A 22,806-nucleotide genomic window follows, 5' to 3' on the forward strand; every position below is an offset into this window, starting at 1 on the left:
TTAAAAAATTAGCAGTTGCTATGTGCTTAATGGGCTTAACGCTCCAAGCACAAGCGGCGGAACCGGCTTCATCTTCACATACACTACGACTTGCCATTGGTGCAGAACCCACGGAAGGTTTTGACCCAATGTTGGGTTGGAGTCACGGAAGTTATTTACTCCTGCACAGCCCATTGTTGAAGCAAAAAGCCGACCTCTCTTGGCACAGTTATATGCTGGAAAGCTATAAACATAATGATGATGGTAAAGAGTGGACGCTAACCCTGAAAAAAGGGCTGAAATTTTCGGATGGCTCCCCATTAACGGCAAAAGATGTGGTATTTAGCTACAACAATGCCGCAGCCAGTGGCGGTAAAGTGGATATGGGTAACTTTGCCAAAGCCGAAGAAATTAACCCGCAAACCGTTAAAATTACCTTATCTTCCCCACAAAGTACCTTTATCAATGTGCTGGGCTCTTTAGGAATTGTTTCTGCCGATAAATATGACGCGAAAACCTATGCCCATAATCCGATTGGTGCAGGACCATACCGTTTGGTGGCATTCCAACCGGGCCAACAACTGATTGTAGAACAAAACCCTTACTACGCCGGTCCAAAAAATGACTATGGCAAAATGGTGTTTGTGTTCCTTGATGAAGATGCCGCTTTTGCCGCAGCGCAAAGTGCTCAACTTGAAGTCGTTCGAATTCCACCTGCAGTGGCAAGCCATGCAGGGGATGTGAAAAACATGAAGCTGATTGAGCGCTACAGCGTGGAAAACCGTGGGATATCATTCCCGATTCCACCAGCGGGTGAAAAAGATGCGCAAGGTAATCCGATCGGTAACGATATCACCTCCGATGTGGCTATCCGCAAAGCGATTAACTACGCGTTAGACCGTAAATTACTGGCAGAGTCTGTATTAGAAGGTTTTGCGGTTCCGGCTTACACCGGGGTTGCTGGGCTTCCGTGGAATAATCCTGAGTCAGCATTTAAAGATGGTGACCTAGAGAAAGCTAAAACCATTCTGGAAGAAGCTGGCTGGAAATTGAATAAAGACGGTTTAAGAGAGAAAGAGGGTAAAGTGGCTAAGTTGACGTTATGGTACGCCAGCGGTGACACGACTCGCCGTGACTTAGCGCAAGCGATTCGTTCAAGCCTGAAACCTCTTGGTATTGAAATGGATTTAAAATCAGGTAGCTGGGAAACCGTTGAGTTACATATGCATGCGAATCCAACCCTATTTGGTTGGGGAAGCCTTGACCCAATGGAATTAGTCCACAACTACAGCAGTAAAGCGGCGGGTGTCGGTTTTTATAATGCGGGTTACTATAAAAACCCCGCTGTTGATGAAATTATCGAAGAAGCGTTACGTCAGCCAGACCAAGATGCGGCAATTCCATTATGGCAACAAGTGGATTGGAACGGCAAAGTGGGTGTTGGCATCAAAGGTGATGCGGCATGGGCTTGGCTAATGAATGTTCAGCATGTCTATCTCTCTAACCAGTGTGTTGATTTAGGTAAGAGCGCGCCAGAAATTCACGGTTCTTGGTCAGTGCTTAATAATGTCGACGAATGGAAGTGGACGTGTAAGTAATGCGTAGCACTCTTGGGCTTTTATTGCGATTTATTTGTCTGCTAACCGTAACGGCAGTGGGGATTTTTATCCTACTGAGTTACTCGCCAATTGATCCGATTAAAGCCTATATTGGTAATGACCTGATGCATGTTCCCCCAGAGCAGTATCCGCTGATTGCGGCGCGCTGGGGGCTTGACCAGCCGCTATGGATGCAGTTTTGGCGCTGGTTCTCGCAAATGATTCAGGGGGATTTGGGGTATTCGATGCTATACAATACCCCAGTTCTGCAAGTGATTTCCGACCGTTTAGTTCCCTCGCTGGCATTACTGGGCAGCGCGTGGATCTTTTCTGGGGTCATGGGTTTTGGACTTGGGTTAGTTGCTGGGCGCTACCTTAATCGCTGGCCTGACAAAATTATCTCTGCTTTTTGCTATCTTCTAGCCTCCATTCCGGTGTTCTGGATTGGACTATTGTTGCTATCCCTATTTGCGGTGTCTTTAAAATGGGCGCCTATCTGCTGTGCATGGCCGATTGGCCTAGATGAGCAAACCGCCACTTTCTCACAAAAACTCCATCATTTAGTTCTTCCAGTTATTGCGCTGGGAATGCTGGGTGTCGGCACTATTGCACTGCACACGCGTTCTAAAGTCGTGGAAGTGATGAACAGCGAATTTATCCATTATGCGAAAGCGCAGGGGGATCAAGGCTGGTCAATGATGCGGTTTCACGTTCTAAAGCATGCTATTACTCCAGCCATCTGCTTGCAGTTTGCTTCCGTTGGGGAGTTATTGAGTGGGGCATTATTGGCAGAAAAAGTGTTCGCTTATCCAGGGTTAGGGCAGGCGACTATTGATGCTGGGCTACGCGGGGATGTTCCGTTACTTATGGGGATTGTGATGTTGTGTGCGGTACTGATTTTCTTCAGTAACACCATTGCGGATCTGCTGCTCAGAAAGGTAAATAAGGGAGTAATGAGAGGAGCATGACCTATAATCCGAACCGCGCCTTAATAAAATTAATTATCTCACTGACCTGCTTAACGCTGCTCGGTGTGTATGCTTTTTGGTTGCTATCCGCCGATGTTGAAATGAACTTGATGGATAGGCGACAAGCGCCTTCGCTAGCGCACCTATTTGGTACTGATAATCTGGGTCGTGATTTGTTTGACCGCACGTTTCAAGGATTGGCAACCAGTCTACAAATTGGTTTAACCGCCGCCGTGACTAGCGGGGCGATTGCCTTGATTATGGCTGGATTATCTTCTCTTAATAAAAGTATGGATTATATGGTGCGTGGGGTGATTGATTCGCTGCTCGCATTGCCGCATTTACTGCTATTAGTTTTGATTTGTTTCACGCTAGGGGGGGGGAAGATGGGCGTAATTTGGGCGGTTGCGTTAACGCACTGGCCTAAGCTTACATTAATCCTACGCTCTGAATTGCTGAGAGTTCAGCAAGCCGATTATATTATGTTATCTCGCCGTATCGGTAACAGTGCCTTCCAGCGCCTGCGCTATCACTATTTACCGATGCTGTTGCCACAATGGATGGTCGGAACGCTATTAATGTTCCCTCACTCTGTTTTACATAGTGCCGCACTCAGTTTTTTGGGATTTGGATTAGCGCCACACGAGCCTTCGTTAGGTATTTTGCTCTCTGAGGCCTTACGCTATTTAAGCACCGGTGCATGGTGGATGGTGGTATTTCCGGGGCTTGCTCTGATGGGGCTGGTTCTGTTATTTGATCAGTTTGCAAAATCCACCCAACAATTGTGGCTAAGGGGAGCAACATGCTGAGGTTTGATAATTTGACGATCGACGTCGCGCAATATCGTTGGCTCGGTAAGAAAAGTTGGTCTCCGCTACTGCAAGATATTTCTCTGGATGTGCAACCGGGGGAAATGGTTGCACTGATTGGAGGCAGCGGTGAAGGCAAAAGTTTATTGCTACAAAGCGTTCTTGGATTGCTGCCGGAGAATATGCGCTGCCAAGGAAGTATTGAGCTAAATGGTCAAGCGCTGACGGAGAAAACTAAGCCACAGCATCGAGGCAATTCTTTGTGCTATGTGCCTCAAGGGGTGAGCGCATTAAACCCACTTATCCAGATTGGTCCTCAGCTAGAACGTGCCGCAGTATTGAGTGGCCAGCATCTTAAAATGCATGATGTGGCTCGGCATTTACAGGAATACAACTTACAGTCCAGTTTGGTGAATAGCTACCCCAGCCAACTTTCTGGGGGCATGGCAAAAAGGGTACTGGCAAGCAGCGCCACGCTATCCCGTGCGGAATATATTTTAGCAGATGAAATTTCCTCGTGGTTGGATGATGAGCATGCTTTGCAGTTACTTGAAAATATCAAATCCTTATGCCGTGATGGGCGGGGCGTACTGTGGGTGACTCACGATTTGTCCATGGCGGTACGGTTTGCTGACCGAGTTGCACTGTTGCGTAATGGGACTTTGGAAGAAGTACTCAGTAGCCAAAAGCTTAAACAAGGTGGCGGAGGAAAGTGGATCCAATCCCTCTGGAATGCGTTGCCTGAGCACCAGTTTATGATGATGGATGAGTGGAGATAATGGGATGCTAGAAGTTCAAAATTTGCGTATCGAGCAAGCGGGGCGCGTATTGTGGGACGACCTTTGCTTATCACTCGCTGATAATGAACGTTTAGGTATTTCTGCACCCAGTGGATTTGGCAAAACCACGCTTGGACGTGTGCTCGGTCAATGGCAATTGCCCACCGAAGGGCAAATTTTGTTTAATGGCAAACCACTCCCTCGTCATGGATATTGCCCCATTCAGTTAGTTCCTCAACACCCTGAAAAAAGTTTTAATCCTTATCGTACGGTGGGTGCCAGTGTCCGTGATGCGTGGGAGCCTGGTGCTGAATATTTGGAGATGCTCTCTATTAAATCTGAATGGTTAACTCGCCGCCCTAGTGAGCTTTCCGGTGGAGAGCTTGCCCGCATTGCGTTATTAAGAGCGTTAGATCCTCGAACAAAAGTGCTGATCGCGGATGAAATCACCGCCCAGCTCGATGCTCATTTGCAAAAAGAGGTTTGGCAACATTTGATCCGCCTCTCTCAACAACGTCCCCTCGCTATGATTATTTTTAGCCATAACAAAGCACTGCTGGAAAAAGTGTGTGACTCTGTTTTAAACGTTTAAAATTTTATTTGTGTTATACCCGTAAAGCTTCCCTCCTTGACATAAATTTTTTTGCTATGATAATTGTCCTTAGTCCTAGGATGCGGGACGATAAATTGGAGGAAAGATGAAAAGCCAAGATATTTTGCTTCTTCTCAAAATTATGTCTATGTATATTGAGATGAATGATCGTAATACTGATAGTGAGATTATCAATTTACATGGGAGTAGGATTGACTGGGAAAATGATATCCAGAGCCATTTTACGGTTAGAAATCTTGAACTATACACAGGGATTAGTAAGTCACAAGTGAGTTTAAGCTTAAATCGTATGTACGAAGTAGGGTTGGCAAAACCAGATCGAACCCTAGGTATTCCAAAAGTGAATATAAAAGGGCTATTAGAGTTTATTGCATATGGTATTAAATATGTATTTCCAGCAAAAGAAGGTATTTTATCTAGGGGAATCGCAACCTCTATTGCCGCCCCTGTATTAAAAGGGGAGCTAATGTCATCAGGAGAAATTCCTCCTGTATGGCCAGATCCTAGAGGAAAAACTAAGGGAGTGATGATTACACCACTTCACCCTAATATATTTCAAGCTATACAAAACGATAATCGCTTATACGCGATGTTAGCATTAGTTGACGCCATCAGAATTGGTCGACCAAGGGAACATAACTTAGCTTTAGAAAAGCTAAAAGTTATTTTTGAGGGAGTTAAGTGAATACAATTAATTTACAGAAAGAGATGCTTTTAACGGTAGCTAAAGCATTAGGAAATGAGCTACTACAGCAAGTTATATTTGTCGGTGGGTGTACAACGGGATTATTTGTAACAGATGAATTTACTCGCGAGCAGGTTCGATATACTGATGATGTCGATTTAATCGTTAATATTACTGGATATGCAAAATTTGCTAAGTTGCAAGAGCAGCTGAGATGTAAAGGATTCAAAGAAGACCCAACCGATGATGTGATATGCCGAATGTTATTGGGGGAATTAAAAGTCGATTTTATGCCAATAGATGAGCAAGCATTAGGATTTAGTAATTCTTGGTATAAGAGAGCAGCAGAAACAGCATTAGATTACACAATAGAAAGTGGCATTATCATCAAACTTATTCGCCCTGAGTATTTTATTGCAACTAAATTAGAAGCTTATCTTGGTAGAGGAAATGGCGACTTACTGAGTAGCCATGATATTGAAGATATTTTGAATCTCTTTGATGGAAGAGAAAGTATTGTAGATGATATTGCACATGCTGATATTGAGTTAAAAACATATATTTCAAAAAAATTATTAAAAATAATCAATGAATATGATTTTGAAATGGTTGTACAGAGTGCGACTCAAGGTGATCGTCGGCGAGAAGATATTATCTATGATAGGTTAAATGCATGCATAAATTAATACAGGATAATGATTTTTCATGGGAATTTTATTCTGTTATTGGTCAGGATAGAGCGTGTAATAAAGATGTTTTTGCGCTTATTCTCAGAGAAAAAATAACCCTTATTATTGCTTTTGATATATCAACTTCATCACCAGCCCAGCCTGAAATGGCAGTTTTTTTCTCTAAAATACTTTCAAATACAGTAGATTCCTTAACCGAATATAGTGATGAAATTATTCATTTTTGTATTCAATTAGCGTTTGAAAAAACGAAAAAACAGTATCAGATTGGTAAAGCGAGTATTTTAATATTTGGTAAACTTGAACAATCTTTTTTTTGTTTTCATGCAGGGGATGTCAGGCTGGGAATATATAATGGAAATACGCCTATTCATTGGGTTACAAATGTTCATACAGGAGCAAATCCACTAGGGGGATTTTTTAATATCCAAATGCTTAAAGATGAAAAAAGAAAAATTGTTACTAGAAATTTTAATTTACAAAGAGATTTGATATTGGATTTTCTGGATGAGATTGAGTTATTCGAGGGGAATATAGTCATTGCTACCGATGGTTTCTGGGCTGAATGTTCTCATGAGCAACAGCAATTAATTTTAGCTGGGCATTCATTTCTGATTAAAGATGATTTGACTCTATTTATGTTTACATGGAATAAAAATAATAAATTATCGAATAATATTAATATAGATAACTTAATTTTATTTTAAATAGGGATTACTTTACTGAAATATTACCCACCAAAAACTCAATAAATGCCCGTGTTTTAGCGGGGAGGTTACTGGTATTGGGGTAAAGCAATTGAATGTTTCTTTTTGGAAGACTGAACTCAGGCAATAAACGAATTAATCGGTTATGTTTAATATCCTCTTCTACCAACCAATCTGGGCAAATTGCAACGCCTAAAGAAGCTAAAGCCATTTGATGGATAACCTCCGCTGAATTGGATGAATATTGGCTATTGATCAGCGGTAATTCGAATTTTTCACCGGAATTATTTTGCAAAAAATATTCGGTATCCTGCCAATTTAATAATGAATGAGTGATCCACGGAATCTCGGCCAAATCGCTGATTTGTACAATAGGGTATTGGCGAGCAAATTGCGGTGTTGCTACCAAATGAATAGCATATTCTCCCAGCTTACGTACTTTTAATGACGAACTCTTCAAATTACCTAAGCGAATGGCAATATCTAATTTTTCTGAGATCAAATCATCGAGAGAAGAATTGAAGGTATATTGCAGATGTAGCTTGGGGTATAGGCGACAAAATTCAGGTAATAAAGGCAAAATATAGCGCTGACCAAATTCATTGGTTGAAGAAAAACGCAATGTTCCTGTGATATTCAATCCGAGATTTTGGCTCTTTTCAAACGCCTCCTCAATTTGCAACTGAATGCGTTTAAAGTCATCGTAGAAATGTTTTCCCACTTCTGTCAGGGCAATATTGCGGGTATTTCGCGTTAATAAACTGACGTTCAGGTGCTGTTCCAATTGCTTAATATCAATACTCACCATCGAGCGGCTTAATCCCAAAATTTCAGCAGCTTTCGTGAAAGATCCGGAATCGACCACCTGAAGAAAACTGGTAATTTGCTTGAGATTTTTTTGCATAATTAGCTCGATTGTTTGATTGTATTAAACAATGATTTTACTTCCCTTGCATCGACAAAGAAAGCCCTCAGCCTTACTCTTTGCGACCGGAGGTAGTTATGTCCTATCGTTATCAAATTGCTACAGTATTTCTTCTCGGTTTCTTCATTGATTGTATTAATATTTTTATGTCCGCCATTGCGTTACCCAATATCGCAACGCATTTTTCAACCAGCCAATCGATGGTGGCTTGGGTCGCGAATGCCTATATTTTAGGGTTGGTGCTGATTATGCCAATCAGCTTATGGCTTTCAGGGCGGCTCGGCGAGCGCAAGCTACTCGCTTATTCCATGCTGCTATTTACTCTTGCAGTGGGAATGTGTGGTATCAGTGATTCTATTTATAGCTTAATTTTTTGGCGCTTTATTCAAGGGGTTTCTGGTGGGCTATTAATCCCAGTTGGGCAAGCGTTAGTTTTTAGCTTATTTCCTAATCAAGAACGCCAAAAAATATCGACCATGATTATGACGGTAGCGTTGATTGCCCCTGCATTTTCTCCAGCGATTGGCGGCATGATCATTGATTCTTTCTCATGGCGTTGGGTATTTTTTGCCAATATTCCATTTTCTCTCTTAGCGGCATTATTAGCCTGGGGATGGGTAAAAAATGGTGAAAAACAGGCTCGTGAAAAACCGGATATTTTCGGCCTACTATTAGTCAGCCTTAGTTTACTGGGCTTATTAATGTCTTTTTCCCTGTATAACGATTATCAAAATCTTATATTGGCACTATTGAGTTTTGGGGCCTCAGCATTGCTATTGGCGGTATATTTACGGTATGCCCAAAAATGCCGAGCGCCTATTTTAAATTTACAGCTACTTAAAAATTACAATTTACGGAATGGATTTATTGTCTATTACGCGGTGCCGGGAATTTTTACGGGGGTTAACTTACTTAATATTTTTAACCTACAAACCAATATTGGCTTTAATGCTCAACAGACCGGGTTATTTATGTTGTTGTACGCTGCGGGTGCGTTATTTTCCATGATATCCGGTGGCTATTTTTATCATCGTCTTGGTAAGCGTAGTTTATTTATTGCAGGAATTACGCTGCACAGTTTAGGGATATTTTCTCTATTCTGGATTGATAACCAAAGCCAACTAGGATTACTGGTTATTGCCTATTTATTAATGGGAATGGGCGGTGGAATGAGCGCAAATACGGCGCAAATTAGTGCACTGATTGATTTTAAAGATCGCGATTTATTACAAGGTAGCGTGCTGTGGAATATTAATCGGCAGGTGGCATTCAGTGTGGGGACCGTGGTATTAATTTCAATTTTTAACTTGATGACCTCTTCAAGCGATCTAGTTCGTTATCAATATACTTTTTTTATTGCAGCACTTCTGGGGCTGTTATCGTTAATTTCAGTGATTAAAGGAAAATAAGATGGACCAGCAAATGGCTTTGGCCGTACAGAGCATCATTGATGTTCATGTGCTTATTGAGGATGTATTTACGGGGCGTCATCAGGGGAAGAGCCTTCAGCCACTATTAGCCAGCTTTGATAAAGATTTTAAAATGGTGACCATTCAAGGCGCTTGTATTGGCTTGGAGCAAGTGACTGAATTATTTAGTCATAATGTTGGCGCTAAGCCTTCGCTGGATATTACGGTTCAAAATATTGAGCCGTTATTTGAGTGTGCAGATAACCAATATTGGCTACGCTACCAAGAATACCAAACGGTCGAGGGACTGAGAACCTTACGCACTTCAACCGTAGGTCTAAAAATTGAAGCTGGAAAATGTTATTGGCAATATCTTCATGAAACTCCAGTTAAATAGTTACTTAGTGAAACATGCAAACGGTCAATAGACCGTTTTTTATATTTAGTTCTATAACAATATCAATAAGAATAATTATAAATGATTTCTATTCTCATTTTAATTGACCGTCGGTCGGTCGTGATTTAACATGCAGTAAAGATCGATAATAAGGTTAAAGAGAATGAAACGAATTTTTTTGATCGTAGCGGTGTGCCTCGGCACTTTTATGGCAACGCTCGACATCAGCATTGTTAATGTTGCACTACCGGCGATAGGTCAGGAGCTGAATGCTAATCTGTCGATGTTGCAGTGGATCATTGATTCTTACGCACTCTGTTTATCAGCATTGATCCTATCGGTTGGCCCAATCAGTGACCGTTATGGACGCAAAAAAGTTTGGTTAACGGGTATCGTGATCTTCACGGTGGGATCATTGATTTGCGCTTTTTCGCTGAGTGCACAAATGCTGTTATTTGGCAGGGTGATCCAAGGTATTGCCGCTGCAGCATTGATTCCTGGGGCGCTATCCATCATTACACAAGCTTTTAGTAATGATATCGAAAGGATTAAAGTGATCGGCATTTGGTCGGCAGTCAGCGCTCTCTCTTTGATTATCGGGCCTATTTTAGGGGGGTTCTTAGTCGATACCTTCGAGTGGAGCTTTATTTTTATGATCAATCTTCCCATTGGGCTATTAACGTTATTACTTGGGGGGTTAGGAATCAAAGAAAGTGCTGATCCGGATAAGGCGGCGTTAGATCCTCTTGGTCAGCTACTTAGCGTCGTTGCGCTGGCAGGGCTCACTTATGGATTGATAGAAGCGGGGGATATGGGCTGGATGAGTTTACCCACAATAGCTGGATTGATGATTGGCGGTATTGCCGCGTTCGGTTTTGTGATTGTGGAATTAAACGTCCCACGCCCTTTGTTGCCTATTTTTCTCTTCAAGCAAAATCCCTATTTCTTGCAATACAATTTAGCTTCTTTTGCCTTGGGATTTGCCACGTATAGCAACGTGTTTTTTATTGCGCTATTTTTGCAAAAAGGACAAGGGTGGGGAGCCTTTGAGGCAGGGCTACGCATGGCACCCGAATTTATTGCCATGGCGCTGTTTTCCTTTAGCTTTGGACGGCTTTCACGTACGTTAAGTGTGCGCAATATTATGGTCATCGGATTCTTATTGATCGCGACGGCATCGATGCTACTGACGCGCGTTAATTCAGATACCGAATATTTACCAATTGCCGCTATCTTATTTATTCTTGGTGCTGGAATGGGTATGGCAACACCAGCAATTGGTGCATTGGTGATGGCGAGTGTTGAAAAAGCGTATTCAGGGATAGCTTCCGCGGTGATGAATGCTTTGAGGCAAACGGGAATGACTCTGGGGATCGCTTTGCTAGGAACATTAATGACCCATCGGGCTATTGACCAATTAATGGAAGACCCGCAAATCAGTAGGCTGTTATCAGTGGGAGAAGTTGACGGGTTGATTAAAGGATCTGTGGCGGCATCATCTCATTTTATCGAGCAAGCGACACAATCCGCATTTGTTTCTGGTTTTAATTTGGCGATGCTGGGGGGAGCGATATCAATTATGCTTTGTCTCGCGTTGATGATGAAAACAAGCCAGATTGTCAGGGGAAAGTAGCGGATAAAAAAACACCTGCATTTGCAGGTGTTTTATTTATTTTAATGCATTATTCGTCAAGGAAGCTACGCAGAACTTCTGAGCGACTTGGGTGGCGTAATTTACGCAGCGCTTTCGCTTCAATCTGACGGATACGTTCACGGGTTACATCAAACTGTTTACCCACTTCCTCTAAGGTGTGGTCAGTGTTCATGTCGATACCGAAACGCATACGCAGAACTTTCGCTTCACGAGCGGTTAAGCCAGCCAGCACTTCATGAGTTGCCGAACGTAAGCTCTCTGAAGTTGCAGAATCTAATGGCAGCTCTAATGTGGTATCTTCAATAAAGTCACCTAAATGTGAATCTTCATCGTCACCAATTGGCGTTTCCATTGAGATTGGCTCTTTGGCAATCTTCAGTACTTTACGAATTTTATCTTCCGGCATCAGCATGCGTTCTGCCAGTTCTTCTGGCGATGGTTCACGACCCATCTCTTGCAGCATTTGACGAGAGATACGGTTCAGTTTGTTGATCGTTTCGATCATGTGAACCGGAATACGAATTGTACGTGCTTGGTCGGCGATAGAACGGGTAATAGCCTGACGGATCCACCAAGTTGCATAAGTTGAGAACTTATAACCACGGCGGTATTCAAACTTATCAACCGCTTTCATCAAGCCGATGTTACCTTCTTGAATCAAGTCGAGGAACTGTAAACCACGGTTGGTATATTTCTTCGCGATAGAGATAACCAGACGTAAGTTTGCTTCAACCATCTCTTTCTTAGCACGACGAGCTTTCGCTTCACCGATAGACATACGACGGTTGATATCTTTAACCTGTTCAATTGTCAGGCCAGTTTCTTCTTCAATTTGACGCAGTCTTTGCAGGCAACGTAAAACGTCTTCTTCAACATCCAGCAGTTTTTCAGACCATGGCTTGTTCATCGCTTTTGCTGCGGTTAACCAAGTCTCGCTGGTTTCATTACCACCGAATAAGGTGATGAAGTTTTTCTTAGGCATTTTGCACTGCTCAACACACAGCTTCATAATGGTACGTTCTTGTTGACGAACGCGCTCCATCATTTCACGCATGTTGTTGACCAGATAGTCAAACTGTTTTGGTACTAAACGGAACTCTTTGAAAACGTCAGACAATTGATTAATTGCTGCAACAGTTTTCGCATCGCTACGTCCATATTGTTTGATATGTGAACGTGTTTTTTCATACTGTTCACGAAGATCGGAGAATTTTTGACGAGCTAATTCAGGATCGATGCTGTTATCGTCATCGGTATCGCTGTCTTCGCTGTCTTCATCTTCCTCTTCTTCTTCGTCGTTATTTAACTCTTCTTGTGGAAGTTCAGAGCCAACGTGGGTTGCTGTTGGGGCTAAATCTTCTTCCGCATTCGGGTCAACGAATCCGGTAATTAAGTCAGATAAACGGCTTTCGCCCGCTTCAACGCGGTCATACTGCTCTAACAGGTAGGTGATAGCCTCAGGGTATTCAGCAACAGAGCACTGAACCTGATTAATACCATCTTCGATACGTTTAGCAATGTCGATTTCACCTTCACGGGTGAGAAGCTCGACAGTCCCCATTTCACGCATATACATGCGCACAGGGTCGGTAGTACGGCCGATTTCACTTTCAACACTGGACAGTACTTGTGCAGCAGCTTCTGCCGCATCTTCATCGGTGTCGGAAGTATTTTCAGCCAAAATTAAATCATCGGCATCAGGTGCTTCTTCCATGACCTGGATGCCCATGTCATTAATCATCTGGATGATATCTTCGATCTGATCTGAATCGACGATATCTTCCGGCAGATGGTCGTTTACCTCAGCATAGGTTAAATAACCTTGCTCTTTACCCTTGGTGACGAGTAGCTTAAGCTGTGACTGCGGGTTTTGCTCCATAAGACGGTATCCACACTTCTGAGTATTTAAATTGGTGTCGGTCGGCGAAACTAACGGCCAACAAGAACATTCAAAGGGACATTTTTCTCTGTGCTACGCCCTTTATGTTTCGTAGCATTTTACAGGCAATTGCCTTGTTATTTGCGGCACTTAAGCCGTTTTATGTACTATTTTGGATGCTTTATGTTTTCACTCGTGAAAGAGTGATTAGACGGACTTCCTCGCGCTCTTCAGGTGTCAGCCTTTGTGTTCGTTCTTTCGCTATTAGATAGTCGAAACGCTCATCGAGGGCGCTATTAAATAGATGATTTAGAGCATCTATAAAGGTATTTTCCGCTATTTCCTCTATTTCTATATCGTTCCACGTTGCTAGTTTTTCAAGCTGTTTCGCAAATTTATTATCGCGATAACGCTCTAGCAGCTGCCCTGTGGTCATTCCGGGGGTGGAACGGCAAACTTCAACCAATTCCTGAAATAGAGAAAGCCCCGGCATCTGGATGTGGGCAATTCCCTCTAACGAGGGAACGAACTCCGAAAAATTCGGATTCTGTACCAACAAGGCGATAAGGATACGCATTGTTGTCGGTTTTAGCTTTGGTGCCTGATAATTAATTTGCTCGGTGTTCTCTCTATCAATCATAGCAAGAACCTGAGAAATATCCGGTATACCAATAAAATTTCCTAATTCTTGGGCCATATACAGGCGCAGAGTTTCACCCGGTATCTGCTTTATCAATGGGATAGCAAGTTTACTAATTTTTGCTCGACCCTCTTGGGTTTTTAAGTCCACCTGTGGGACTAAAGAGTCAAATAAAAATGTGGAAAGACTTAGCGCATTTTCCATGCGTTGCTCAAAAGCGTCTTTTCCTTCTTTGCGTACCAATGAATCTGGATCTTCGCCATCAGGCAAAAACATAAAACGAATTTGGCGGCCATCGGTGAGATAGGGAAGGGCATTTTCGAGAGCACGCCATGCGGCTTCTCTTCCTGCTCTATCTCCGTCATAACAGCAAATCACCGTATCTGTTGAACGATAGAGCAACTGAATATGCTCTGCAGTTGTAGAGGTGCCAAGTGATGCAACCGCATAGCGGATGTCATACTGTGCGAGTGCTACAACGTCCATATAGCCTTCAACAACAAGTAATTTTGCCAGCTCACTACTATTTTGTGTCGCTTCATAAAGACCAAAAAGTTGGCGACCCTTATGAAATATATCGGTTTCTGGGGAGTTTAAGTATTTAGGGACACCATCGCCTAATACTCGTCCACCAAATGCAATAACGCGACCTCGGCGATCCCGGATAGGGAACATGACGCGATCTCTAAAGCGATCATAAACGCGCCCATTATCGTTGGTCACCAGCATGCCCGCTTCATCAAGTTGCTGACGGCTTTCTGGGTTTACCGCAAATTTCTTTAAGAGGTTATCCCAACCTGCTGGGGCGAAACCAATAGAAAAATGAGCAATAATTTCCGGGCTCAAACCACGTTGGCTTAAATAATCCTTGGCTTTATTTGCCGATGAATGATTTAAGGCAGCGCAGTAAAACTGATTAATTTTTTCCATCAATTGGTAGAGATTTTGACGTTGATGGAGTTCAATTTGGCTTGTTCCAGTTCCTTTTTCGTAAGGAACATCAAGACCGTGTAGTGCAGACAGCTCTTCTATTGCTTCAACAAAATCGAGTTTGTCGTAATTCATCAAAAAATCGATGGCATTACCATGGGCACCACAACCAAAACAATAATAAAACTGTCGGTCACCATTCACCGTAAATGAAGGTGTTTTTTCGTTATGAAAAGGACAGCAAGCGTGATGGTTTTTACCCTGTTTTTTTAACGGGACTTTTGCATCGACTAAATCAATGATGTCGGTTCTTGCTAATAAATCATTGATAAATGAACGCGGAATTCGTCCAGCCATAAGCCTCTTTTTTCGCCTGTTGATGAACGATAATAAGCCGCGCTTCCTTTAGGAAAGCACGGCCTTTAACTGCTTACTAGTACTGTCTGTGTTGGTTGCGATTAGGATCGCAATCAATTAATACAGACGAGTACGGCGTGCGTTTTCACGAGCAAGTTTTTTAGCGTGACGTTTTACAGCAGATGCTTTAGCGCGTTTACGTTCAGTCGTTGGTTTTTCATAGAATTCACGACGACGAACTTCAGCTAAAACTCCTGCTTTTTCACAGGAACGTTTGAAACGACGCAGTGCAACGTCGAATGGCTCGTTTTCACGTACTTTAATTACCGGCATGTGCCTCTCACCTCAATAGAAATCGGTTTGTCGCTGGTTTTGGTTCACCAGCCATCATTTAAAATGGTGCGGAATTTTACTTCAATGAGTACGGGTTTGTAAAGTGCCGTATAAAATTGAATCACGCAAGATTATCTGTTTTGTTACTAACTTCATAAATAAAGCCAGCAAAACCAGATAATAATGAGAATTAGCCACACGAAATTTTTATTACAGGACTCTGATTATAGACTATACAACCGAGAAAGTCAGCCTTTTGCTGTCATTAATTGTCAGTTTTAGTGTCATTTATTTATTATATTGCGCGATAATGCGAATTTAGTGGTAAACTTGCGCGCATGCAATAAACAAGGGTAGTGCAATGCGTGTTTTAGGTATCGAAACCTCTTGCGATGAAACCGGAATCGCAATCTATGATGATAAGCTTGGCCTATTAGCCAATCAATTATACAGTCAAATCAAAGTTCATGCGGATTACGGTGGCGTTGTTCCCGAATTAGCATCCCGTGATCATATCCGTAAAACCGTTCCTCTGATTCAAGCCGCGCTCAAAGAAGCTAACTTAACCCGCTCTGATATTGATGCGGTGGCGTATACTGCGGGCCCTGGTTTAGTCGGTGCCTTGATGGTCGGTGCAACCGTTGGTCGGGCATTAGCTTTTGCGTGGAATGTTCCCGCGGTGGCCGTACACCACATGGAAGGGCATTTATTAGCGCCGATGTTGGAAGAGAAAAGCCCTGAATTCCCATTTGTAGCGCTGTTAGTATCGGGTGGACATACCCAATTGATTAGTGTGACTGGCATTGGTGAATATGAACTGCTAGGCGAATCTATCGATGATGCCGCAGGGGAAGCTTTCGATAAAACCGCAAAGCTGCTCGGTCTCGATTATCCCGGCGGTCCGGTATTATCTAAAATGGCGCAACAAGGCGTCGCTGGGCGCTTTGTTTTTCCTCGTCCAATGACTGACAGGCCGGGACTGGATTTTAGTTTCTCAGGCTTAAAAACTTTCGCTGCAAATACTATTCGTGATAATGACAGTGACGACCAGACTCGTGCTGATATCGCTAGAGCATTTGAGGATGCAGTGGTTGATACACTCGCAATCAAATGTAAACGCGCCCTTGAGCAAACGGGTTTTAAACGTTTGGTGATGGCCGGTGGCGTGAGTGCTAACCGTGCTTTGCGAGCAAAAATGGAAGAGGTTCTCAAGCAGCGTGGCGGTGAAGTCTTTTATGCTCGGCCTGAATTTTGTACTGATAACGGGGCGATGATCGCCTTGGCAGGTCTCATTCGCCTAAAAGGTGGTGCAAACGCAGGGTTGGGTGTGACTGTGCGTCCTCGTTGGCCATTAGCGGAATTACCGCCGTTGGATAAGTAAACCTAGGTCAAACGTGGATTGAGATATGGGTGGCTCACGATGCCACCCATCCATTTTAATGTAAAATTGTCACTGCATCTTCAAGGCGAATCGAGCGACTTCTCACTTGATTTGATGTCTCTGTACTTTGCTCTACTAATAAACTGCTTTGCTGAGTGATGGATTCCAGTTCACTAACAGCTTGAGTAATATCAGAAATTCCCGCCGCTTGTTCCGTGGTCGCATGACTAATATGTGTAATCAATTGCGTGACATTTTGTACTTGATCAACAATATCTTTCATGGTGTTCCCCGCGTTATAAACTTGATCCTTACCGGAACTCACTTTCTTTTCGCAGTCATTGATAAGCTCTCGAATGTCGTTAACAGCGCTAGCACTACGGCTGGCAAGGCTACGAACCTCATTAGCGACAACGGCAAATCCTTTACCTTGCTCTCCAGCTCTTGCGGCTTCAACCGCGGCATTAAGCGCTAAAATATTGGTTTGAAAAGCGATGGTTTTAATGACGTCGGTAATGGAGTTTATCTTACTGGTACTGCGTACAATTTCATCCATGGTCGTGACAACTGCATCCATAATGGCACCACCGTTCACCGCCGTTTCGCTGGTTTCATTAGATAGCATATCGACCTTGAGGGTGTTGTCCGCATTCATTTTGACGGAAACCGACATTTGGTTCATGGTGGCGACCGTTTGCTGCATATAGCCGACAGTTCGTTGTGTATGGCTGTCTAACTCACCACAATCATTGACCAGAGATTCGCTATCTTTTCGGACATTGTCTACTTGTTCTGACACATCATTAATTAGCCAGCGACAGACTAAACCAAGCTGACCAATGGAGCGAAGAATTTGCCCAATTTCATCAACACGGCTCATATGGTCAATGCTATTACGATTTCCTCTTGCCACATTTAAGGCTTGGGACATGATATTTTCGATAGGTTTTGCAAAACTGCGTTCGAGCATAAAGTTACCCAGTAATAGGGTGGCGAAGGTACATAAACTGGGGATAATTAATGCGCTGGAAGATAAACCGGATACCACAGCCATTAACAGCCATATCGCAAATAAGCTGATGGAAATTAAGCGAATACGCCAGCGTACGCTGAGAGTGGAAAGGGTAAACTGGCGGCGTTTAGGAAGAACGATCCCTTTGTAGATCTTGCGGTTACTTCGATTTTCTACCATCGATTGATATAACGGTTCGACCGTGGCGATCTCTTCTCGAGTGGCTCGTATACGAATCGACATATAACCCGTGATCACACCATTCCTCTGCATTGGAATGATATTGGCACGAACCCAATAATGGTCGCCATTTTTACGCCGATTTTTAACGATCCCAGTCCAAGGTTCCCCCATTTTTAAGGTTCGCCACATATCTGCAAAGGCTTCCTTCGGCATATCAGGATGACGAATAATTCGGTGTGGTTGACCCATTAGTTCATCAAGTTGATATCCACTAACCTGCACAAAGAAATCATTAGCGTGGATAATGTTCCCATGTAGGTTGCTGGTTGTCATGAGGGTTATATCTTCATCTAAGATATGTTCATTCTGAGTAATATAGGGAGTTCTGCTCATTTTATAGTCACTTTTATAGTTAAGTTTTCCTTTATATAGTCGACAGTTTTTAATTATTCATTAGTAATAATTTTTCAAATTATTAACTTTTTATTAAAAGTGTGCGCTGGAAAACGAATAAGTGAAAATACCTAGTACAGACGTGATGATTTTGTGAGGAAAATGAGGTGGATTGGCGAATGATGAGCATAAAAAAGGGCTGAAATTCAGCCCTTATGATTAGTCATCTTCTTTGCGTTGTTCTTGAGCGACTTCTTTAGCGGTTTTTTGTTTCTTATTTTTTAGTTTTTGCCAAATTCGACTTTCTTGCCCTCGCCATAGCCGTTGGATATTTCCGTGATGGCGTATGAGTACTAAGCAGGACAACATGGCGACAGGGAATGTGAATTCAGGCTTAAACCACCAGACATAAAAAGGGGCTAATAATGCACTTACAATAGCCCCCAAGGATGAATAGCCGCTGAGTAATACCGTTAATAGCCATGTTCCTGCGACAAGTCCAGAAAGATCCCAACCAATGGCTGCGATGGAGCCAAATGCGGTGGCAACGCCTTTTCCGCCTTTAAAATGGAAGAAAACTGGATAAATATGCCCAAGACAGGCTGCAATCGCGACCAAGCCAAGATAGAATGGTTGCACATTTAAATAATAAGCAATCCAAACTGGGATCATCCCTTTGAGGACGTCGCAGAGCAGTACCGCTGCGGCAGCGGCTTTACCACCGACACGCAGGACGTTAGTTGCACCCGGGTTACCAGAGCCATGCTGACGAGGATCGGGGAGTCTCGCCAAACGGCAGATCAATATAGCGCTGGAAATTGATCCGCAAAGGTAGGCGAAGATTATCATGCCAAGCGCGATTGCACTCATAACTAACTCCAAAACGGTTTAAGCTATTTTATATGTAATTCACTTCAACATGGATAATACGCATATTTTTCCTGAAGTGGTATCAATTCAGCACATAAACGAGAAAATGACGTGATGGATATCGTATTTATTGAACAATTATCAGTCATTACCACCATTGGTGTATATGACTGGGAACAAAAGATCGAGCAAAAATTAGTGCTCGATATCGAAATGGGATGGAACAATAAACCCGCGGCAATGAGCGATAATGTTGATGATTGCTTAAATTATGCCCTTGTAAGTCAGCGGATTATTGATCATCTGGAAAATAATAAATTTGCCTTGGTTGAGCGCGTTGCCGAAGAAGTTGCTCAATTATTGCTTAATGAATTCAAATCGCCTTGGGTCAGAGTGAAAGTGTCTAAACCTGGAGCCGTTGTGCGTGCCAAAAATATTGGTGTGCTTATTGAGCGTGGGACTAAAAGCGCTTAATCAATCGCTGGCGGTTATTATCGCCAGTGTATTCTTAATCCATTATTTTCTGCGTTTTTTGCCAACTCTCTACAGCTTGAATACGTTGATGAGTTAACTCTTCACGAATTTGAGGGCCTTGAAATCCTTGTTCAATAATCGGTTTTACGCTGACTTGCTGAGCAATGGCATAAGCTTGGCGTAAGTATTCCCCTTGACGATAATTCTGGCACTCTAATCCCCCTCGTCCACGGGCATCTGCTTCACTGACTAAGCTCAGTTGAGCAATCCGCTCTGGTTTACGCCAACTGTCTAATCCATCAAATATCTGCACGATCTCTTGGGCATTAAGCTTTCCAATGACATGGATCTTATCGTGATATCTGGCAGCAAGTCTGGCTAGATCTCGTGCACTTGTTGGGATTTTCAATCGCTCACACAGCGCTTCAATTAATGGAATACCCGCTTCACCATGATTTGGGTGACTGGGCCAAAGTTCTTTTGGTGTGAGTGCTTTGCCAAGGTCATGGCATAAAGCCGCAAAACGGACATCGATATCATTCGACAGTGTCGCTATCACACCCATGACCATGAGAATATGAATACCAGTATCAATCTCTGGATGCCATTTTTCTGGTGCGGGAACCCCGAATAAATGGTCGATTTCAGGGAATAGCACGACGAGGGCACCGCAATCACGTAATACCTCAAAATAGACTTGAGGAGAGTGAGACATTATTGCTTTATGGGTCTCCACCCAAACTCGTTCGGGGGTGAGATGAGAAAGTTCGCCTGTCTCTACCATGGATTGCATTAGAGTCATCGTTTCTGGCGCAACTCGGAACCCCTGTTGGTAATAGCGTGCTGCAAAACGAGCAACACGCAAAACACGCAAAGGGTCTTCCAAAAAGGCATCTGAGACGTGGCGCAGAACACGATTTTTAAGATCTTTTACACCGTGATAGGGATCGATTAATTCACCTGTATCACTTTGTGCAATTGCGTTGATTGTCAAATCTCGGCGTAACAAGTCATCTTCAATCGTAACATCAGGCGCACTGTAGCAGCTAAAGCCGGTATAGCCTGCACCAATCTTACGTTCTGTTCTGGCTAAGGCATATTCTTCGTGGGTCTTCGGGTGCAAAAAAACGGGAAAATCCTTACCTACTTGTTGGAAGCCTTTAGCGAGCATGGCTTCTGGCGTCGTACCGACAACCACATAATCCCTATCAGAAATAGGTAATCCCAGTAATTTATCGCGTACAGCGCCGCCAACAAGATAGATTTTCATGTATGTTTTACATCCAACCATCATTACGTTTTTTACGACGTGGAATAATGTGAGGTAACAGAAGCCCTAAAATTAGCCCTACACCGGCAACACCACCGCCATACATAAACCACTGTAGAATCAGTTCACGGCGACGATCATCTAAATTCACCTCAGCAATATCTAATTTTTTGCCTGCTTTGATTAATTCATTATTCAGTTTTTCATTTTCCGCTTTTAACTGGCGCACAATATTGTCGTTATCTGCAACTTTTTGCTGCATTTCCGCGGTGCGAGCATTCCACGTATTATCAATATTATCTAATTGCTGGCGTAGTTTTTGGTTTTCCGCTTCGAGTTGCGGAATACGGCTTTTCATGCTTGGAATGTCACTGAGTTGATCCGTTGGGATCCAAACGGTGCGACCTTTGCCATCTTTAATTTGAGCAAACTTGTTATCAATAGAGATGAGTTCAACGGATTCGCCAGCATTTAAGGAGCCAACAATCCGATAATTTGTTCCAGGACCACTACGCACATAGGTCGATAAATCTTCGGAAACATAACGTGTTTCTGCATTTGCTGTGAAGGACAGGCCTAACCCCATAGCGGAAATCAATAAGAGTGGAATTTTTCGCATAGTGTTTTTATCTTTTTACTGTGAATGAATGTCGTATTAATTAAATACTAATAAGTAAAGTCTACGGGTGCAAACGTTTAAACTTAGAGTTATGTAAATGTTGAACGATAATGAGAACTATCCTAAATCACTAAATAATACAATTATTATGGGTTTCATTGAAGTAACTCTCTATAAGAGGATCAATATCTGGAATTTTTGGTTTCTGTGCGGTTTCTTTTCTCTGCGTTGATTGATTGGGGTAATATGGGCACAGTGAAATTATTAAATAAGGAAGTCTATGAACCACATAGAAGTTGAACTCAAATTATCGGCTCAGAGTTCTGCTATAGACGCTGTTCGCCAGAGTATTTCAACCCTCTCTCCACAACATTCCGAGCCTTGCAAGCTGACAAATATCTATTTTGATACGGTAGAAAGACAGTTACGTCAATGGGATATGGGGTTACGTATTCGTGGTTGTGACGGGCGTTATGAAATGACCATCAAAACGGCGGGACAAGTCATCGGTGGGTTACATCAACGCCCTGAGTACAATGTAGATATCGAATCCCCTGAAATTAATCTTGCAGCATTTCCAGAAGAAATTTGGCCTGAAGGGATAGATCTTCAAGAATTACAATCCGAATTACAGGTGTTATTTAGCACCAATTTCACTCGTGAAAAATGGTTAGTAAAATTTGAAGACAGCGAAATTGAGATTGTATTCGACCAAGGCATTATTTCTGCTGGGGCAAAAGATTTACCCATTCAAGAATTTGAGTTGGAATTAAAAAAAGGGTTTGTGGCGGATGTCCTGAATCTGGCGAAAAAATTTGCGGATATTGATGGGCTGCATCTCTCTTCCTTGAGTAAAGCCGCTCGCGGTTATTCATTATTATCTTCAACACCCGCTCCGTTACAACGTCCTGCTTCTTTGTTTGATTATGAAGAGCAACCAATTGAAGCGTCTTTGTTGCACATGCAGCAACTTTGCCAGCAGCACGAATTATATTGGTTGGCAGATGGTGAACATGCGAAACAGGGATTTGGTGAGTTTTTACGTTTTGTTCAGGCATTTTTAATACATTATCAAAATTCAGCGCCTCAGTTTGTGCATGATCTCCCTCTTGAACAATTACGTTTGAATGCTGCGGATGAAAATATCAGTGCGGAAGATTTTTGCTACAGCAGCCCATGGTTAAAATGTAAATTGGCCTTTATTCAATGGTTGACCGCGTTAACGTACCCTAATGTCGAATAGGTATTGATGA

Annotated in this window: 21 protein-coding genes and 1 pseudogene; 14 read left to right on the forward strand and 8 right to left on the reverse strand. The window is 42.8% G+C overall.

The features are described 5' to 3' along the window. The first annotated feature begins 20 nt into the window (after positions 1 to 20). From PR761_RS12340 to PR761_RS12375, 8 genes are all read left to right on the forward strand, one after another. Positions 21 to 1,577, forward strand: coding sequence for an ABC transporter substrate-binding protein (locus PR761_RS12340; protein WP_377093608.1), 1,557 nt, complete (start codon positions 21 to 23; stop codon positions 1,575 to 1,577). Next, the gene (locus PR761_RS12345) at positions 1,577 to 2,545 is read left to right on the forward strand and encodes an ABC transporter permease (protein ID WP_126461767.1); all 969 of its coding nucleotides are present in this window, start codon (positions 1,577 to 1,579) and stop codon (positions 2,543 to 2,545) included. Before PR761_RS12340 ends, PR761_RS12345 begins: the two co-directional genes overlap by 1 nt. Next, positions 2,542 to 3,354 (forward strand): ABC transporter permease, encoded by an 813-nt coding sequence (locus PR761_RS12350; RefSeq protein WP_112837341.1) that lies wholly within the window; start codon positions 2,542 to 2,544, stop codon positions 3,352 to 3,354. Before PR761_RS12345 ends, PR761_RS12350 begins: the two co-directional genes overlap by 4 nt. Beyond that, positions 3,348 to 4,133, forward strand: a complete 786-nt coding sequence (locus PR761_RS12355) for an ATP-binding cassette domain-containing protein (protein ID WP_112837340.1) — start codon at positions 3,348 to 3,350, stop codon at positions 4,131 to 4,133. The genes PR761_RS12350 and PR761_RS12355 overlap by 7 nt, the downstream gene beginning before the upstream one ends. 4 nt (positions 4,134 to 4,137) lie before the next feature. Next, on the forward strand, positions 4,138 to 4,725 hold the full coding sequence (locus tag PR761_RS12360) for an ATP-binding cassette domain-containing protein (RefSeq protein ID WP_154610926.1): 588 nt from the start codon (positions 4,138 to 4,140) through the stop codon (positions 4,723 to 4,725). A gap of 106 nt (positions 4,726 to 4,831) precedes the next feature. Next, on the forward strand, positions 4,832 to 5,431 hold the full coding sequence (locus PR761_RS12365) for a hypothetical protein (RefSeq protein ID WP_126461761.1): 600 nt from the start codon (positions 4,832 to 4,834) through the stop codon (positions 5,429 to 5,431). After that, a complete protein-coding gene (locus PR761_RS12370; protein WP_126461758.1) occupies positions 5,428 to 6,117 on the forward strand; it encodes a hypothetical protein in 690 nt (229 codons plus the stop codon). Before PR761_RS12365 ends, PR761_RS12370 begins: the two co-directional genes overlap by 4 nt. Next, positions 6,105 to 6,827 (forward strand): hypothetical protein, encoded by a 723-nt coding sequence (locus PR761_RS12375; protein ID WP_154610927.1) that lies wholly within the window; start codon positions 6,105 to 6,107, stop codon positions 6,825 to 6,827. The genes PR761_RS12370 and PR761_RS12375 overlap by 13 nt, the downstream gene beginning before the upstream one ends. Before the next feature lie 7 nt (positions 6,828 to 6,834). On the opposite strand, the gene PR761_RS12380 is transcribed toward PR761_RS12375, so the two are convergent. Next, complete coding sequence (locus PR761_RS12380; RefSeq protein ID WP_154610928.1) at positions 6,835 to 7,731, reverse strand: LysR family transcriptional regulator; 897 nt, start codon at positions 7,729 to 7,731, stop codon at positions 6,835 to 6,837. A gap of 98 nt (positions 7,732 to 7,829) precedes the next feature. Between PR761_RS12380 and PR761_RS12385 the strand changes: the two genes are divergently transcribed. From PR761_RS12385 to PR761_RS12395, 3 genes are all read left to right on the forward strand, one after another. Then, positions 7,830 to 9,161, forward strand: a complete 1,332-nt coding sequence (locus PR761_RS12385) for an MFS transporter (protein WP_006814135.1) — start codon at positions 7,830 to 7,832, stop codon at positions 9,159 to 9,161. A gap of 1 nt (position 9,162) precedes the next feature. Continuing rightward, a complete protein-coding gene (locus PR761_RS12390) occupies positions 9,163 to 9,558 on the forward strand; it encodes a hypothetical protein (RefSeq protein WP_112837337.1) in 396 nt (131 codons plus the stop codon). 163 nt (positions 9,559 to 9,721) lie between these two features. Further along, positions 9,722 to 11,191: an MFS transporter gene (locus PR761_RS12395; RefSeq protein WP_154610929.1), complete on the forward strand. Its 1,470-nt coding sequence runs from the start codon at positions 9,722 to 9,724 to the stop codon at positions 11,189 to 11,191. Between the two features lie 49 nt (positions 11,192 to 11,240). Here PR761_RS12395 and rpoD read toward each other — a convergent pair. From rpoD to rpsU, 3 genes and pseudogenes are all read right to left on the reverse strand, one after another. Then, positions 11,241 to 13,109: pseudogene (gene rpoD, locus PR761_RS12400) on the reverse strand (RNA polymerase sigma factor RpoD); the annotation flags it as partial. A gap of 163 nt (positions 13,110 to 13,272) precedes the next feature. Continuing rightward, the gene (gene dnaG, locus PR761_RS12405) at positions 13,273 to 15,018 is read right to left on the reverse strand and encodes a DNA primase (RefSeq protein ID WP_006814131.1); all 1,746 of its coding nucleotides are present in this window, start codon (positions 15,016 to 15,018) and stop codon (positions 13,273 to 13,275) included. A 117-nt stretch (positions 15,019 to 15,135) separates the two neighbouring features. Then, the gene (gene rpsU / locus PR761_RS12410; protein ID WP_001144069.1) at positions 15,136 to 15,351 is read right to left on the reverse strand and encodes a 30S ribosomal protein S21; all 216 of its coding nucleotides are present in this window, start codon (positions 15,349 to 15,351) and stop codon (positions 15,136 to 15,138) included. 361 nt (positions 15,352 to 15,712) lie between these two features. Between rpsU and tsaD the strand changes: the two genes are divergently transcribed. Then, on the forward strand, positions 15,713 to 16,732 hold the full coding sequence (gene tsaD, locus PR761_RS12415; RefSeq protein WP_006814130.1) for a tRNA (adenosine(37)-N6)-threonylcarbamoyltransferase complex transferase subunit TsaD: 1,020 nt from the start codon (positions 15,713 to 15,715) through the stop codon (positions 16,730 to 16,732). A gap of 55 nt (positions 16,733 to 16,787) precedes the next feature. On the opposite strand, the gene PR761_RS12420 is transcribed toward tsaD, so the two are convergent. Together PR761_RS12420 and plsY are read right to left on the reverse strand one after the other, a co-directional pair. After that, positions 16,788 to 18,320 carry a methyl-accepting chemotaxis protein gene (locus PR761_RS12420; protein ID WP_154610930.1) on the reverse strand — a complete coding sequence of 511 codons (1,533 nt, stop codon included), beginning with the start codon at positions 18,318 to 18,320 and terminating at the stop codon, positions 16,788 to 16,790. A gap of 219 nt (positions 18,321 to 18,539) precedes the next feature. After that, a complete protein-coding gene (gene plsY, locus PR761_RS12425; protein ID WP_006814128.1) occupies positions 18,540 to 19,190 on the reverse strand; it encodes a glycerol-3-phosphate 1-O-acyltransferase PlsY in 651 nt (216 codons plus the stop codon). A gap of 114 nt (positions 19,191 to 19,304) precedes the next feature. Here plsY and folB point away from each other — a divergent pair, with 114 nt between their 5' ends. After that, a complete protein-coding gene (gene folB / locus PR761_RS12430) occupies positions 19,305 to 19,664 on the forward strand; it encodes a bifunctional dihydroneopterin aldolase/7,8-dihydroneopterin epimerase (protein ID WP_006814127.1) in 360 nt (119 codons plus the stop codon). 34 nt (positions 19,665 to 19,698) lie between these two features. Here the strand turns inward: folB and PR761_RS12435 are convergent, their stop codons facing one another. Next, a complete protein-coding gene (locus tag PR761_RS12435) occupies positions 19,699 to 20,934 on the reverse strand; it encodes a multifunctional CCA addition/repair protein (RefSeq protein ID WP_154610931.1) in 1,236 nt (411 codons plus the stop codon). A gap of 7 nt (positions 20,935 to 20,941) precedes the next feature. Beyond that, positions 20,942 to 21,553, reverse strand: a complete 612-nt coding sequence (locus PR761_RS12440; protein WP_006814125.1) for a TIGR04211 family SH3 domain-containing protein — start codon at positions 21,551 to 21,553, stop codon at positions 20,942 to 20,944. Between the two features lie 280 nt (positions 21,554 to 21,833). Between PR761_RS12440 and PR761_RS12445 the strand changes: the two genes are divergently transcribed. Then, positions 21,834 to 22,796: a CYTH domain-containing protein gene (locus PR761_RS12445; protein ID WP_154610932.1), complete on the forward strand. Its 963-nt coding sequence runs from the start codon at positions 21,834 to 21,836 to the stop codon at positions 22,794 to 22,796. The last annotated feature ends 10 nt before the right edge of the window (positions 22,797 to 22,806 follow it).

The sequence above is a fragment of the Providencia sp. PROV210 genome (assembly GCF_028479445.1).
Lineage (GTDB): Bacteria > Pseudomonadota > Gammaproteobacteria > Enterobacterales > Enterobacteriaceae > Providencia > Providencia rustigianii.

Excerpts from the sequence above, each read along its gene's own strand:
- PR761_RS12355 (WP_112837340.1), top strand. The coding sequence starts at position 3,348 with ATGCTGAGGTTTGATAATTTGACGATCGACGTCGCGCAATATCGTTGG.
- PR761_RS12345 (WP_126461767.1), top strand. The coding sequence starts at position 1,577 with ATGCGTAGCACTCTTGGGCTTTTATTGCGATTTATTTGTCTGCTAACC.
- plsY (WP_006814128.1), bottom strand. The coding sequence starts at position 19,190 with ATGAGTGCAATCGCGCTTGGCATGATAATCTTCGCCTACCTTTGCGGA.
- PR761_RS12360 (WP_154610926.1), top strand. The coding sequence starts at position 4,138 with ATGCTAGAAGTTCAAAATTTGCGTATCGAGCAAGCGGGGCGCGTATTG.
- PR761_RS12420 (WP_154610930.1), bottom strand. The coding sequence starts at position 18,320 with ATGAGCAGAACTCCCTATATTACTCAGAATGAACATATCTTAGATGAA.
- PR761_RS12390 (WP_112837337.1), top strand. The coding sequence starts at position 9,163 with ATGGACCAGCAAATGGCTTTGGCCGTACAGAGCATCATTGATGTTCAT.
- PR761_RS12395 (WP_154610929.1), top strand. The coding sequence starts at position 9,722 with ATGAAACGAATTTTTTTGATCGTAGCGGTGTGCCTCGGCACTTTTATG.
- PR761_RS12375 (WP_154610927.1), top strand. The coding sequence starts at position 6,105 with ATGCATAAATTAATACAGGATAATGATTTTTCATGGGAATTTTATTCT.
- PR761_RS12440 (WP_006814125.1), bottom strand. The coding sequence starts at position 21,553 with ATGCGAAAAATTCCACTCTTATTGATTTCCGCTATGGGGTTAGGCCTG.
- folB (WP_006814127.1), top strand. The coding sequence starts at position 19,305 with ATGGATATCGTATTTATTGAACAATTATCAGTCATTACCACCATTGGT.
- rpsU (WP_001144069.1), bottom strand. The coding sequence starts at position 15,351 with ATGCCGGTAATTAAAGTACGTGAAAACGAGCCATTCGACGTTGCACTG.
- PR761_RS12340 (WP_377093608.1), top strand. The coding sequence starts at position 21 with ATGTGCTTAATGGGCTTAACGCTCCAAGCACAAGCGGCGGAACCGGCT.
- PR761_RS12435 (WP_154610931.1), bottom strand. The coding sequence starts at position 20,934 with ATGAAAATCTATCTTGTTGGCGGCGCTGTACGCGATAAATTACTGGGA.
- tsaD (WP_006814130.1), top strand. The coding sequence starts at position 15,713 with ATGCGTGTTTTAGGTATCGAAACCTCTTGCGATGAAACCGGAATCGCA.
- PR761_RS12380 (WP_154610928.1), bottom strand. The coding sequence starts at position 7,731 with ATGCAAAAAAATCTCAAGCAAATTACCAGTTTTCTTCAGGTGGTCGAT.
- PR761_RS12350 (WP_112837341.1), top strand. The coding sequence starts at position 2,542 with ATGACCTATAATCCGAACCGCGCCTTAATAAAATTAATTATCTCACTG.
- PR761_RS12385 (WP_006814135.1), top strand. The coding sequence starts at position 7,830 with ATGTCCTATCGTTATCAAATTGCTACAGTATTTCTTCTCGGTTTCTTC.
- dnaG (WP_006814131.1), bottom strand. The coding sequence starts at position 15,018 with ATGGCTGGACGAATTCCGCGTTCATTTATCAATGATTTATTAGCAAGA.
- PR761_RS12365 (WP_126461761.1), top strand. The coding sequence starts at position 4,832 with ATGAAAAGCCAAGATATTTTGCTTCTTCTCAAAATTATGTCTATGTAT.
- PR761_RS12445 (WP_154610932.1), top strand. The coding sequence starts at position 21,834 with ATGAACCACATAGAAGTTGAACTCAAATTATCGGCTCAGAGTTCTGCT.